The 14,103-nt window shown below is 41.7% G+C and carries 14 protein-coding genes and 1 pseudogene; 8 read left to right on the top strand and 7 right to left on the bottom strand.

From position 1 onward, the window contains the following. The first annotated feature begins 20 nt into the window (after positions 1 to 20). The 3 genes from WA1_RS34140 (at position 21) to WA1_RS34125 (ending at position 5,447) form a co-directional block, all read left to right on the top strand. On the top strand, positions 21 to 4,592 hold the full coding sequence (locus tag WA1_RS34140) for an nSTAND1 domain-containing NTPase (protein WP_017743553.1): 4,572 nt from the start codon (positions 21 to 23) through the stop codon (positions 4,590 to 4,592). Positions 4,593 to 4,902: 310 nt separating this feature from the next. Beyond that, the gene (locus WA1_RS34130) at positions 4,903 to 5,154 is read left to right on the top strand and encodes a BrnT family toxin (protein WP_017743555.1); all 252 of its coding nucleotides are present in this window, start codon (positions 4,903 to 4,905) and stop codon (positions 5,152 to 5,154) included. Next, positions 5,151 to 5,447, top strand: a complete 297-nt coding sequence (locus WA1_RS34125) for a hypothetical protein (protein WP_017743556.1) — start codon at positions 5,151 to 5,153, stop codon at positions 5,445 to 5,447. The genes WA1_RS34130 and WA1_RS34125 overlap by 4 nt, the downstream gene beginning before the upstream one ends. Before the next feature lie 98 nt (positions 5,448 to 5,545). Here the strand turns inward: WA1_RS34125 and accD are convergent, their stop codons facing one another. The 5 genes from accD to leuB all read right to left on the bottom strand — a co-directional run bounded on the left by accD (position 5,546) and on the right by leuB (position 9,461). Beyond that, positions 5,546 to 6,511: an acetyl-CoA carboxylase, carboxyltransferase subunit beta gene (gene accD, locus WA1_RS34120; protein ID WP_017743557.1), complete on the bottom strand. Its 966-nt coding sequence runs from the start codon at positions 6,509 to 6,511 to the stop codon at positions 5,546 to 5,548. 208 nt (positions 6,512 to 6,719) lie between these two features. Next, positions 6,720 to 6,935 carry a putative signal transducing protein gene (locus WA1_RS34115; RefSeq protein WP_026134663.1) on the bottom strand — a complete coding sequence of 72 codons (216 nt, stop codon included), beginning with the start codon at positions 6,933 to 6,935 and terminating at the stop codon, positions 6,720 to 6,722. Between the two features lie 136 nt (positions 6,936 to 7,071). Continuing rightward, complete coding sequence (locus WA1_RS34110) at positions 7,072 to 7,890, bottom strand: prepilin peptidase (protein ID WP_017743559.1); 819 nt, start codon at positions 7,888 to 7,890, stop codon at positions 7,072 to 7,074. Between the two features lie 128 nt (positions 7,891 to 8,018). After that, the gene (locus tag WA1_RS34105; protein ID WP_026134664.1) at positions 8,019 to 8,279 is read right to left on the bottom strand and encodes a hypothetical protein; all 261 of its coding nucleotides are present in this window, start codon (positions 8,277 to 8,279) and stop codon (positions 8,019 to 8,021) included. A 93-nt stretch (positions 8,280 to 8,372) separates the two neighbouring features. Beyond that, positions 8,373 to 9,461 (bottom strand): 3-isopropylmalate dehydrogenase, encoded by a 1,089-nt coding sequence (leuB, locus tag WA1_RS34100; protein WP_017743561.1) that lies wholly within the window; start codon positions 9,459 to 9,461, stop codon positions 8,373 to 8,375. A gap of 77 nt (positions 9,462 to 9,538) precedes the next feature. Between leuB and WA1_RS34095 the strand changes: the two genes are divergently transcribed. From WA1_RS34095 to WA1_RS61410, 4 genes are read left to right on the top strand one after another with little or no spacing between them, the layout of a single operon-like run. Beyond that, entirely contained in the window at positions 9,539 to 10,000 is a 462-nt protein-coding gene (locus WA1_RS34095; RefSeq protein ID WP_017743562.1) for a PIN domain-containing protein, read from the top strand. Then, entirely contained in the window at positions 9,984 to 10,427 is a 444-nt protein-coding gene (locus WA1_RS58885) for a hypothetical protein (protein WP_017743563.1), read from the top strand. The genes WA1_RS34095 and WA1_RS58885 overlap by 17 nt, the downstream gene beginning before the upstream one ends. A 6-nt stretch (positions 10,428 to 10,433) precedes the next feature. Next, positions 10,434 to 11,159, top strand: a complete 726-nt coding sequence (locus WA1_RS61415) for an ABC transporter transmembrane domain-containing protein (RefSeq protein WP_017743564.1) — start codon at positions 10,434 to 10,436, stop codon at positions 11,157 to 11,159. Positions 11,160 to 11,171: 12 nt separating this feature from the next. Continuing rightward, positions 11,172 to 12,038 (top strand): cyclic peptide export ABC transporter, encoded by an 867-nt coding sequence (locus tag WA1_RS61410; RefSeq protein WP_017743565.1) that lies wholly within the window; start codon positions 11,172 to 11,174, stop codon positions 12,036 to 12,038. 115 nt (positions 12,039 to 12,153) lie between these two features. On the opposite strand, the gene WA1_RS34080 is transcribed toward WA1_RS61410, so the two are convergent. Beyond that, the gene (locus WA1_RS34080) at positions 12,154 to 12,366 is read right to left on the bottom strand and encodes an RRXRR domain-containing protein (RefSeq protein ID WP_272819296.1); all 213 of its coding nucleotides are present in this window, start codon (positions 12,364 to 12,366) and stop codon (positions 12,154 to 12,156) included. Positions 12,367 to 12,628: 262 nt separating this feature from the next. Beyond that, a pseudogene (locus tag WA1_RS61915) lies at positions 12,629 to 12,712 on the bottom strand (DUF6932 family protein); the annotation flags it as partial. Positions 12,713 to 13,133: 421 nt separating this feature from the next. On the opposite strand from WA1_RS61915, the gene WA1_RS34075 reads away from it, so the two are divergent. Beyond that, positions 13,134 to 14,084 (top strand): ABC transporter ATP-binding protein, encoded by a 951-nt coding sequence (locus WA1_RS34075; protein WP_017743567.1) that lies wholly within the window; start codon positions 13,134 to 13,136, stop codon positions 14,082 to 14,084. Positions 14,085 to 14,103: the final 19 nt, after the last annotated feature.

Below are 14,103 nucleotides of genomic sequence, written 5' to 3'. Positions count from 1 at the left end.
ATGAGGGTTAGGTGCAGGCAATGCGGAAGTTACTTGTCCTAAAGCTAGATGGAGATCTAGAAAAAGTTGTGCGGGTAACGCTCGCGATCGAGGAAGAAAATAATCGCTTGGGGACGGAGGTTACTGGCTATTTGCCCGCAAACCCAAACCTAGCGATCGCAATCAACCGTTGGAGAGTAAACTACTTAAGTTTAGGCACGTCTTCCCGAGTTCAAGCAGTGGGAGCAGCAAGGCGGTGGCGTTCCGACTGCAACAGATCGGCAAGTGAGTTGCGGCAATCTTTGAATCAATGGCTTCTGTCTGAATCTTTTCGTCCCATACGGGATAAGTGCTTGCAACACCTCATGCCTCATAATGAAGTCCGAGTCCTCATACGGACTTCTAGTCAGTCATTATTAAAACTACCTTGGCATTTGTGGGATTTAATAGATAGTAACTCTTTTGCCGAAGTTGCCCTTAGTACACCAGATGTAGAACCTCGGACGACAGTAAAAACACCTACATTACCAGATAAAGTTAAAATCCTAGCTATTTTAGGTAACAGTACTGGTATTGATATTCAACAAGACCGACAAGTACTGGAAAATTTATATAATGCTGAAACAACCTTTCTTGTAGAACCAAAACGCCAGGAAATTAACAACTATTTGTGGGAAAAATCTTGGGATATTCTCTTTTTTGCAGGTCATAGCGGGGTAGAGGGAGAAAGCGGTCGCATTTGTATTAATCAGACCGAAAGTTTAACAATTGATGAACTGAGATACGCCCTAAGAAATGCTGTTGATAATGGCTTGCAACTAGCCATCTTCAACTCCTGCGAGGGAATGGAACTAGCATTTGAACTACAACAATTGCACATTCCCCAAATTATTGTTATGCGGGAACCAGTGCCAGATGTTGTTGCTCAAGCATTTGTGACATATTTTCTGCCGGCATTTGCCAGTGGTAAACCTTTATACTTGGCAGAAAGGGAAGCACGATTAAGACTCCACGGACTGGAGTATCAATTTCCTTGTGCGAGTTGGCTACCAGCAATCTTTCAAAATCCTGCCACTGTACCTCCCCGTTGGAAAGATTTAGGGCGGCGTCCCACCGATAAATGCCCCTATCGCGGTTTGTTTGCTTTTCGAGAAGAGGATGCACCATTTTTCTTTGGTAGAGAAAGTTTCTCCCACATTTTGCTAGAAGCGGTAAACTCAAAACCCCTAGTAGCCGTCATTGGACCTTCAGGGAGTGGAAAGTCTTCTGTTGTGTTTGCCGGTCTTATTCCCCGTTTGCGGCAAGAAGGTCATTGGCGGATCGTTTCCTTTAGACCGGGAACGAAACCGTTTCATGCTTTAGCTGCTGCACTTATTTCTCAACAAGAACTTTACACAAAATCTGACCAACTAGAGGAAATCACTCAATTAGCTGACTACTTACTCTACGAAGAGAATTCTTTACGCTTTGTGTTACAAAGCATACTTAGAAAAAGTTCTGGAACACGTTTATTGCTTGTTGTTGACCAATTTGAGGAACTGTACACCCTGTGTCAGGATACACAAAAGCGCCAAGCTTTTTTAGATAGATTGATAGAAGCAACAAATCTAAATAATTTCACGGTAATGCTAACGCTGCGGGCTGACTTTTTAGCACAGTCTCTTTCTTATCGCCCTTTTGCAGATGCGTTGCAGTATCGCGATTTAAAACTAGGTCCCATGAACCGTGAAGAACTGCAAGCAACGGTAGAAAAACCTGCAGGGCTTTTTGGTGTGACACTAGAGTCTGGGTTAACCGAACGTATTATAGAAGCAGTGAGCGCTTCTGCAGGAGATTTACCTTTATTAGAGTTTGCCTTGCAAGAACTTTGGGCAAAACAGAGTAACGCTCAGCTGCTTCATGCTACGTATAATGAGATCGGTGGTGTAAAGACATCTGTCGCTAGTTATGCCGAACAAGTTTATGCCAGATTGAATGAATTGGAGAAAGAACAAGCAAGACGGGTTTTTCTTCAGTTAGTGCGTCTGGGGGAAGGTACGGAGGAAACCAGACGTTTAGCTACTCGGGAGGAGGTGGGAAACGGCAATTGGAATTTGGTGATTCGTCTTGCTTCAGAGCGTTTAGTTGTGACAGGACGTGATGAGGCGACGGGTAAAGAAACTGTAGAAATTGTCCATGAAGCTTTAATTCGAGAATGGGAACGCTTGCGTCAGTGGATTGAGTTAGACCGCGACTTTCGGACATGGCTGCAGGGATTGCGGTCAGCTATGCACCAGTGGCATATCAATGGTCGGGATGATGATTCGTTGTTACGGGGAAAGCCGTTGGCTGACGCCGAAGAATGGTCGCAAAAGCGTGCAAACGAGTTGATATCGGAAAAGTCATTTATAGAAGCAAGTTTGGGATTGCGACATAGAGAACGCAAACAACGCGATCGCTTGCGTAGGGGTATTATATTAGGGTTAACTGGCAGTTTGGTTGTTGCTTTAATGCTGGCGGGTGCAGCAGGAGTGGCTTGGTGGCGAACAAATATCAGTGAAACAAACGCCAAAATCAAAGCGACTAGTGCTAGTGCTAGAGCCATTTTTGCTTCTAATCTCCAATTAGAGGGATTGACTTCTAGTTTAGAAGCTGCTAAACAACTGCGACTTTTGGAAAAATCTGGCAATGCAGAACCTGATACCAAGATAGAGGTGGTGACAGGATTGCAACAAATTTTATACGGGACTAGAGAACTCAACCACCTGACCAAACATAGCGCTGCTGTTTGGGGTGTCAGTTTTAGTCCGGATGGTCAAATACTGGCTTCTGCAAGTGCTGACAAAACCATCAATCTTTGGCGGCGAGATGGTAGCTTGATGGCGACTCTCGACGAACATGGCGAAGATGTTTACAGTGTGAGTTTTAGCCCGGATGGGCAAACAATTGCTTCTGCTAGTTTAGATAAAACTGTCAAACTTTGGAGAGTCAGTGATGGCAGTTTAATGACTACTTTGAACGGGCATACGAATGGTGTTAGAAGTGTGAGTTTTAGCTCGGATGGTCAAACAATTGCCTCAGCTAGCTTTGACAAAACTATCAAACTTTGGAAAGCCAGTGGAGGTAAGTTTCAAACTCGTCCTTACAAAACGCTTATCGGTCATCAAGATGCAGTTGTCAGTGTGAGCTTTAGCCCGGATGGTCAAACAATTGTTTCTGCTAGTAAGGATAAAACTATCAAACTTTGGAAAGCAAGTGATGGTAGTTTAGTGACTAGTTTAACCGATCATAATGCTGAGGTTCGTTCTGTTGCTTTTAGTCCAGATGGAAGAACTATTGCTTCTGTTGGAGATGATAAAACTTTAAAACTTTGGAATTTGGATGGCACTCTATCAAATACTATCTTTACAGGATGCATAGAGACAGTCACTGGTGTTAGCTTCAGCCCAGACGGTCAAACCATTGCTTCTACCTGTTGGGATGGAAATGTTAAACTCTGGAGACGAGATGGTAGCTCGATAACGACTTTGAATGGTCACAGTGCGGGAGTGACTGACATCAGTTTCCACCCTAGAGGAGGAGCGATCGCAACTGCTAGTGCTGATGGCGTAGTTCAACTTTGGCGACCCCGTGGTAACTTTATTAACACCCTCAAGGGTCACATCCAACCAGTGAGAGCAATTTTCTTCAGCCCGGATGGACAAACTATCGCCTCTGCTAGTTTAGACAAAACTATCAAACTTTGGAAAACGAGCGATGGCAGCTTAGCGCATACTTTGATAGGACATCAGGATGAGGTGCGGGGAGTTGCGTTTAGCCCAGATGGAGAAATTATCGCTTCTGCCAGTGCTGACAAAACTATCAAACTTTGGAAAAGGAACGATGGTAGTTTAATTGACACTCTGATCGGGCATCAAGATGAGGTTCGGGGAGTCGCCTTCAGCCCAGACGGACAAACCATCGCTTCTGGGGGTAGTGACAAAACTGTAAAGCTATGGCGGCGAAATCGTCAAGGTAGATTTGAAACCCAGCCTTACAAAACCATTACCGGGCATAGTCAAGCAGTCCGAGCAGTTGCATTCAGCCCTGATGGAAAAACTCTTGCTTCTGCGAGTTGGGATGGAACTGTAAAACTCTGGCGACAAGATGGTAATTTAAGAAACACTCTGGAAGGTCATAATGCTAAGGTATATACCGTTACTTTTAGCCCTGATGGACAAACTATTGCAACTGCTAGTGATGATAATACTATCAAACTCTGGAGATCTGGTGATGGCAGTTTGATAGCGACTTTGAGGGGACATAGTGCCGCAGTTTATAGTGTCAGTTTCAGTCCTGATGGTCAAACTCTCGCTTCTGTTGGTGTTGATAAAACAGTAAAAATATGGAGGCGAGATGGTATTTTAATTACTGCCTTGACCGGGCATACAGCTTCGGTGACTAGCGTGAGTTTTAGTCCTGATGGACAAACTATTGCTTCTGCTAGTGATGATAAGACTGTGATTTTATGGAATTTGAATCTTGATGATTTATTAAAACGCGGTTGTAACTGGGCGCGTTCTTATTTGAGCAACCCTAACAACGGTATGGTTCAAGATGACTACAGGCGACGTATTTGTGATGATGTTTATTAGTGGCGATCACACGGAATCTCGCCAGTTCAATACTTGCAATTGGCCCGGATCTGAAAAACCACCCGCACCTGAAAGCAGAATTAGAAAGGCGCGGAATGTGGGATATAAATCAATAGGAATCCTAAATGATTTACGAAAAACTTTAAGTACTGTAGGTAGGGCTATGCCGCACACAAGCTTTAGTTGGTGGGCTTTAGCCCTACCTATGTGTAGTTCAAAAATCAAATAGGATTGCTATAGCACGAAGGGAATAGTTTATTAACTTAATGTTATTCTAGCTTTATTGTTTAGTAACTTATATGTTAAGACAGTGGTAAAGTGGGATGATTTCACTCCTTACGATTTTGAGTATGATTTTGAAAAAGACAAACTAGCAGAGCATGGAGTCTCGTTTAATGAATCTGTTGAATGTTTCTTTTCAAATTACCAAATACGGCGAAATAAATCCTACAATGACCGCTATCAACTAATTGGGCAATCCTACAGCGGACGTAAACTCAAAATTATTTTCCAACTTAAGCCAAACAATGTAGTTCGCATTATTACCGGATGGCAAATATGAATAGAAATAATGAGATGAATGATTCCTTACTTTCGGAAGAAGAAATTGACCAAATAGTTGAGCAACAAGCTAACGATGAATCAGCTTGGGAATCAAGTATATTTGTTCAGAAAAATTCTACTTCTGTATTTCTTCCCAGTGAAGTTGCTACTAAAGCTGTTTTCTTTGCTAACTTACATCGAGAACCTAATGTAGAGGCTTGGCTTATTCGTGTGATTCAAGAAAGAATTCAATTAGAAGAAGCTGCTTTTTTACAAATAAAAGGTGAGTTGGTTAAAGATTCTAGCAAATGATAACGTATCAGACAGGGCGGGCGAGGACGCCCACCCTACAAGATAAGGTTATTCAGCCACTGTGGAACTAAAAAATCTTGTCTCCATTAGCCATTAGATTATTCAGCTACTGTCGAACTAAAAGGTCTTGTCTCCCAAACTACAACATTGTGTGTTTGAGCTGCTGTTGTCAGTGAGATTGGTTGGTGCAAGGCAATCAACTGTGCTAGTATCTTTTTTAACTGAGTTCGGGGTACAATGTCGTCTACAAAACCGTGCTTCAGTAAGTCTTCTGCTGTTTGAAACTCCTCTGGCAGTTTTTCCCGTAGAGTTTGCTCAATCACGCGCCGACCGGCAAAACCAATTGTTGCTTTTGGCTCTGCCAAAATGACATCTCCTAACATCGCAAAACTAGCCGTGACACCACCAGTGGTGGGATTGGTTAACACGGGAATGTACAACAGCTTTTCATCCCGATGACGTTGCAAGGCGGCGGATATTTTTGCCATCTGCATGAGGGAAAGCATTCCTTCTTGCATCCTAGCTCCACCAGAGGTACAAATAATGACTACGGGATAACGTCGCTGTGTGGCTTGCTCAATCAAACGAGTCAGTTTTTCTCCCACAACAGACCCCATGCTTCCACCCATAAATCGGAAATCCATTACGCCTAAAGCTATGGGTAAACCGTCTATTTGACCCAAACCTGTTTTAACAGCATCTACTAAACCGAGTTTTTCCTGAGTCTCTCGCAAGCGATCGCTATAGGGTTTGCGATCGCGAAATTGCAAAGGATCGCTAGGACGCAAGCGATCGTCTATAGATCCCCAAGTGTTTGCATCTATCAACTGACGAATTCGCTCATCACAATCAACTCTATTGTGATGTCCGCACTCCACACAAACCATTTGGTTTGCTCTGAGGTCTTTGGTATAGGTTAAGACACAACAGTTAGGGCATTTGTGCCATAAACCATCAGCAATCTCACGTTCTTGACGTTCTGGGGTAGTAGACCCTGACTTCCGTCGATTCGCAAACCAATCTAAGAGAGACTTTAAACCGCGTGATTCTTCGTTGTTTGCCATTTGTATGTTATCTGAGAGTAATATGTCGAAAATAGGTCAAGCAGCTTTTATTGTCCTTGGTCATTGGTCATTTGTCCTTTGTTAATAAATATGACAAATGACAAATGACAAACCACTAATAACTATTTTTTCAAATTCGTCTTGTAAGCAGACCCGACTTTTCGCATGCATCTTTAGTTGCCAGCTTAACGAAAATACGTAATCAAATTCAAGTCTCTTGCTCGTCTTCGTAGGGACTTAATAGCAACAAGACAGCCCACTTATCTTGTAAACGTACCTGTAAAGCTGCTGGAGTCCCAGCCCCCAAATAAGACTTCACCCCCAAATCAATAATTTTTGTTGGTATGTTATGAGCCGCAAGCAGCTCTTGCATAAGTTCTGCTTGCCAACGGGAACTTGTTGTTAACAGCGTAATCCAAGTCACAATATAATCTTATCAAAAGCTCAAAGGTAGATGGGGTGACGAGATTTACAGTTGGGGGAATAGGGAGTAGGGAGTAGGGAGTAGGGAGTAAGGAAATTTTCTTATTCCCTATTCCCCACTCACCACTCCCCACTCCCTATTCTGGTAAAAACAACCGCAAGTAACTAGACAAGATTGTTTCACCACCAAATATCGTGATGAATGCTCCTAAAGCAAGATAAGGTCCAAAAGGCATCTTTTGTCCCCATCGGCGTTGCGATAGTACAATTCCACCTCCACCCACTAATACTCCTACCACACAGGCAAGAAAGCTAGCTACAAGTAAATACTTCCAACCCAACCATGCACCCATCATGGCTGCTAATTTGGCGTCCCCTCCACCCATAGCGGTTTTTCCAAAGACAACTGAACCAATAATGGCGATCGCATCAAACAACCACAAGCCCAGAACGGCTCCAATAACTGCTATCATCAAGTGATTTGCCAATTCCTCCCAACTTGCTGTTGGTAAATAACCGATCGTCATTTGAAAAGCAATTCCCAATACCAAACCCGATTTAGTCAGTGAATTGGGTAAGGTCATAGTATCCAAATCAATCAGCGATAGCGCTAATAACCAACTGCAAAACGCCCAATAACCAATGGTTAGCGGTGAAAATTTAAAGATCCAAAAAACTAATAAAAAAATAATAGCCGTTACCCCTTCTACCAGAGGGTAACGGAGAGAAATTTTACTTTTGCAATAACGACAACGTCCTTTTAACCACAGCCATCCCAGTACTGGAACATTATCCTTGGGCTTGAGCTGGTTGAGGCAGTGGGGACAGCGAGAAGGAGGCCAAAGTACAGACAGCCCAGCAGGTAGTCTATAAACTACAACGTTGATAAAGCTGCCAACAGAAGCACCCAGAGCGAATACGATGAAACTCGCCTGGACAATTATTAAGATGTCCATTGTGTCATTTGTCCTTTGTCATTTGTCCTCTTCGTTTGTAATTTGAGAGAGTGTCATTTGTCATTTGTCCTTTGTAAAAAGATGAGTAACCAATGACTAATGACTAATGACCAATGACTAATGACCATTTAGTACGTATACGATTCAATTTGGGTCAAAGGAATAAAACACTCATCTGGCAGAAGAACTGGTTGGTGCGTAAAAATCACTTTTCCTCGGTGATTGTACCGATTAATTGCGACTCCTGAAGGTTGTCCGCTCATTTCGGGATGTACCTCACAGTAAACGTGATAAATTTGTCCTGCGGCTCTGATGACGGTTGGATCGATCAAAGCTGGCTGGTTTTTTTGATTGCTGTAGTTAGCTTGTCCTTGTTTTAAAGCGTACACCACTCACTGAATCTTGTTGTAGGTTTGTCTTATAGTTTATCCGAAAGTTTTGGCAAAGGTATGCCAAAATTTCCTTGTTCTTGATAGGTGAAATTACTCTTCTTCAAGAACTTGAATCAAGGCAGCACCCATAGCGCGGCAGCCCAATAAATTCATACCCGGAGATATTATATCTCCAGTGCGAGCACCTCTCTGTAAAACTTGTAACACTCCCTTTTCAACATAATCTGCTGCTGCCGACTGGTTTAAGCCATAACGGAGCATCATTGCGGCACTCAAGACCTGCGCTAAAGGATTTGCTTTGTCTTGTCCTGCAATATCTGGGGCGGAACCGTGTACGGGTTCAAAAACTCCTGGGTTAGAAGAACCTAAACTCGCAGAAGGTAACATCCCAATACTGCCAGTCAGCATAGCAGCTGCATCCGAAAGAATATCGCCAAACAGATTTCCCGTAACTATGGTATCGAACTGCTTGGGGGCGCGTAACAACTGCATGGCTGCATTATCTACATACATATGAGTTAGCTCCACATCCGGATACTCTTGAGCAAGTTGAGTTATGTGACTTCTCCAAAGTTGAGAAACTTCTAAAACGTTTGCCTTATCAACAGAACAAAGTTTACGATTACGTTTTCTTGATGCTTCAAAAGCTACACGTCCAATGCGATCGATTTCGGATTCGGTGTAAGCCATTGTATTTACACCCCGCTTTTCACCCGTTTCAGTAGTAAAAATGCCTTTTGGTTGACCAAAGTAGATTCCACCAGTGAGTTCTCGCACCACCAAAATATCAACCCCTTCAACCACCTCTCGTTTTAAGGACGAAGCATCAATCAACTGGGGCAGAATTGTTGCAGGACGCAAATTGGCAAATAACCCCAATTGCGATCGCAGCCCCAATAAACCCGCTTCTGGACGTAAATGAGATGGTAGAGAATCCCATTTATAACCGCCAATAGCTGCTAGTAAGACAGCATCGCTGTTGCGACAAATCTCTAGAGAATCCTTTGGTAGGGGTTCACCCGTTGCGTCAATAGCAGAGCCGCCAATCAGTGCTTCTTGAAATTCAAACTGGATATCAAATTTTTGACCCACCACTTTCAGCACGTCTACCGCCACTGCAATAATTTCAGGTCCAATGCCATCGCCAGGAAGTAAGGTAATGCGGTATTTCTGTGCCATAGTTCATGTTTACTAGATAAATGTTTAACCGTGCAGAAAATCATGCAGATTAAATATAATACCTAGCAAGTGTACCGATGACATTTTCAATTTATTTAGATGTATGCTGCTTCAACCGTCCCTTTGATGACCAGGCGCAAGAAAGAATTCGCTTGGAATCCGAAGCAGTAGCGGCAATTTTAACTGGATGTCAAAGAGGTGAATGGCAGTTACTTGGAAGTGAAGCGATAGACATTGAGTTGAAAGGTGCTTCTGATGCTGAGAGAAAAAAGCAGATCCAATTATGGATAGCTTCAGCGAAAGCTAAAATACTGATCGCAGAACAAATTGAAACTCGTGGTCTAGAACTCATTGAAATAGGCTTCAAAGATTTTGATGCATTACACATTGCCTGTGCAGAAGCAGGAAAAGCCGATATTTTGCTGACAACGGATGATAGAATGTTACGTTTAGCAGCAAGGCATCAGAAATTGTTAAAAGTAAGAGTAGGAAACCCATGCCAATGGTTAATAGAGGTGACAAATGACAAACCTGAGTGACTTGACTCAATCGCAGCTTATGCAAATAGGACTAGAGGCGCTAGCTAAATGTCTCGGTCCTGCAGGAATGCTACGATTTATGCAGCAATATAACCAAGGCAGCGGTGATTATACAAGAGATAGGGATAAAATTTTGGGCAATCCTACTCTTAGCGAAATTGTTGCTGAAATCAAGGCAAGACGACAGCAAGCACAAGTGGAAGGTTCAGATACATCACTTAAATACACACCTATGCCAACGCTAGATGTTAGCCAGTTAACTCAAGAGCAAATTAGGCAAATGGGACTAAAAGCATTGACTGAAGCCTTGGGTCATGTTGGGATGCTACGGTTTATGGAACAATATGACAAAAGTAAAGATACTCATAGGTTAGATCGGCAAGATATCATAAGCGATATGACCGAAGAGGAACATATTTTGAAATAAATTTTCATGAATCTCACCCAATTTCTCTTGCGGGAATCTTGGAAGCATATTGCAATAGCAGCACTGACTGGATCGATTAGCGGTATCTGTAGTGCGGCTTTGCTTGCCTTTATCAATAGCGCTCTCAATCGTCAAGATACATCAATTGAGACTTTGTTTTTGGGTTTTCTCGGTCTTGCAATTGCAACTCTCTTTAGCAGTCTGATTTCTCGATTTTTACTGGTTGACCTTGCTCAAGATGCTGTTTATCGGTTAAGACTTCGCTTAAGTCGTTGGATTCTCGCCTCTCCACTACGTCACCTTGAAGAAATTGGTGCAAGCCGTTTACTTGCAACCTTAACTGATGATGTTCAAGCGATTTCATTTGCTGTCTATAATCTTCCCTTTATTTGCATTGATGTGTCAGTTATAGTTGGCTGTTTAATCTATTTAAGTTGGCTATCTTGGTTCGTCTTCGCATTCACATTCCTATTTTTAGCACTGGCAATTGGTGGCGTTCAATTGCTAATAGTACGGGCAAAGTACTACATGAAGTTTGCACGCGATGAACAGGATCGACTCTTTCAGCATTTTCGCACAATTACGGCAGGTATTAAGGAACTCAAGTTGCATGCCGAGCGAGAAGAAGCTTTTTTTCATGAGGAACTCACATATACCGCTAAATCTGTCCGCAATTATCGAGTCACAAGCTTAAAAATTTTAGCGATCGCTATGAGTCTCGGAGAGGTTTGATTTTTCATTCTTTTGGGTGTATTAATTTTCGGTTTGCCCAAACTCACACCAGTCAGTAATCCAATTCTCTCCGGTTACATCTTAACGATTACCTTTATAATGCGACCTCTTCAGAGCCTCTTCCAAATTTTACCTGAGATGAACCAAGCCACCGTTGCTTTGCAAAAAATTGATACATTAGGCTTATCACTTGTAGAGCGCTCGGAAACTACAACTTTTACACAGCCATTTCCACCACAGTTTCAACGCATTCGACTACAGGGAATTACACATATCTATCATAATAAACGTGATGAACAGAGCTTCACTTTGGGACCGATTGATTTAGAATTTCAACCAGGAAAATTGATTTTTATTGTTGGAGGCAATGGTAGCGGAAAATCAACCCTTGCAAAGTTAATTACTGGATTATACGTTCCTGAAGCAGGTGAGATTCATGTTGATGACAAACTAATTACTAATCAAAATCGTCAAGCTTATCGTCAGTTGTTTGCCACCGTATTTTCAGATTTCTTTTTATTTGAGCGAATCTTAGGTATTCATTTAGACGATATTGATATCCAAGCACGAACCTATCTTAAACAACTTCAGCTAGAACATAAAGTGCAAATTAAAGAAGGTGTACTTTCTACAATCGATTTGTCCCAAGGTCAGCGCAAACGTCTAGCTTTACTAACAGCTTACTTGGAAAATCGTCCAATTTATGTGTTTGATGAATGGGCATCAGATCAAGACCCCTTTTTCCGAGACATCTTTTACCACCAACTTTTACCAGATATGAAGCGTCAAGGAAAGGCAGTATTTGTCATTAGTCACGACGACCGTTATTTTCACCTTGCCGATCGTTTGATTAAACTTGACTACGGCAAATTGACGTAATACCATTTTAGATTTTAGATTTTAGATTTTGGATTGTGAAAGTCTTAACCAGACTAACTTTCACTTAATTATGTGTCGCACTCTTTTTTCAAATTGATATTATGTGCAGCATCAATCATGGAACAATATGATAAAAGTAAAGGTCGATCCTAAGTTCTAAATACGGTTCTACATTTTCATCAACATCCTTATCTAGAATTAGAGTAAATGGAAATAATTTGAGTTTCTTAGCTTTGCCAACAGATTGTAAAATCCTTGCTCTAGCGGGTGTTGTTGGTTTTAGTATTTTGCCATTTTTACTTAAAACGAATATAGAGTTTGTAATCATTTGATTAACTCCCATACGGGGTATAGTTTGCCTTGACACGGCTTAAAGGCTTGTAAATGGATTACGGTTTTGCACTGTCGTGAGCAGCCATGTTCCTTCTCCGATGCTTGAGACTGGCTAATCTCATTAAATCATGACCTTTAAGCGGACTTAAATCCAATTAATTGGATAATGTAGAATATACAGTTCTACACTGAGTCTGGTGAAGCCAAAAGCCGAATTACTTCGATTTCTTACGAATTACTTCGTTTCACGCACTTCTCCCAAATCTTTCCTTAAATTCCTCCCATTCTACCCAGTGTACTCCTGGTGGTAAATTACCGTTCTCATCAAACTCTGGAATCACTTTCTCACACCTTAGCACAATTGAACTATTTAGTTAGAATTACTCAAAAAAGTAATAAAAATTACTTACTTAAGTTTAGAAAATTAAGTAAAAACCATACACGAATTTTGAATGCCATGCTATTAGTACTTTACAAAATGTAATACTTTTAACTGAATATAAAAATTTGATAAATTTTTTTAGTACAAAAAAATACTTTCTTTAAAGCTGGTTGCATTTTCCGAAACCATCCTGACAAGTTCTGAAATTAAAGGCTAAGCTTGCTGTACTCAATTATTCGAGTTGAACATCTCAAGTAAAATCACTAACGCATCAGTACGGTTATTTACTGTGCGGGTAATGGCGTTTTTTGTATCAAAAGAACAGTCAGTATGATGCGGAAAACCAATCGGTATAATTGCAAACTCCAAGCCTATTAGTTATGACAAAAGAACTGGCTATTCATACCCGTGGACTGACTAAGCAATTTGACAGACACGTTGCTGTCAATAATATCGACTTGGAAATCCTGTCAGGTGAAGTTTATGGGTTAATCGGTCCTAATGGTGCAGGGAAAACAACTCTCATCCGGATGTTGGCGGCTGCTGAAGAGCCGACAACGGGTGAGATTTATATAAACGGCGATCGCTTACTACGGGACAAAAGCAACCCCACTCTCAAAAGACGCTTGGGTTACTTACCAGATGACTATCCTCTTTACGAGGAACTCACTGTCTGGGACTACTTAGATTATTTTGCCCGCCTGTATCGGTTGCGCGATCCACGTCGCACTCAACGCCTACATGAGGTTTTAGAACTTATTCAATTAGGTAACAAGCGAAATAGTCTGATTTCTACCCTGTCACGAGGGATGAAACAACGCCTGTGTCTTGCAAGAACCATCATCCACGAACCCATTGTATTACTATTAGATGAACCAGTCTCCGGACTCGATCCTATTGCTAGGATGCAGTTTCGTGAAATCATTAAAGTTTTGCAAGAAGCGGGAATGACAATATTAATTTCCTCTCACGTTCTTAGCGATTTAGCAGAACTGTGTACATCTGTGGGAATCATGGAACTTGGTTTTTTAGTGGAAAGTACTTCTCTCCAACAACTCTATCAGCGCCTTTCTCGTCAACAAATTGAGATCTCTACTTTAGGAAAATTACCAGAACTATTAGGCGAATTAAAAAATAATCCTTTCGTACAAGAATGGGAAGTTTTACCTGCTAAGAATAGCGTGCGTGTTAATTTTTCTGGAAAACAAGAAGATGGTGCGGATTTGTTGCGATCGCTAATATCAGCCAATATTCCCCTCACTGATTTTCACACCACTCAAGAAGATTTAGAAACGATTTTTCTCAACTTAGGTCACAAGCAAGCATCTTAAATAATCCAAAATTCAAAAT

It is taken from the genome of Scytonema hofmannii PCC 7110, assembly GCF_000346485.2.
GTDB classification, from domain to species: Bacteria; Cyanobacteriota; Cyanobacteriia; order Cyanobacteriales; family Nostocaceae; genus Scytonema; species Scytonema hofmannii.
Note: the sequence above shows the minus strand (reverse complement) of the source record. Positions and strands in the feature narration are given on the sequence as shown.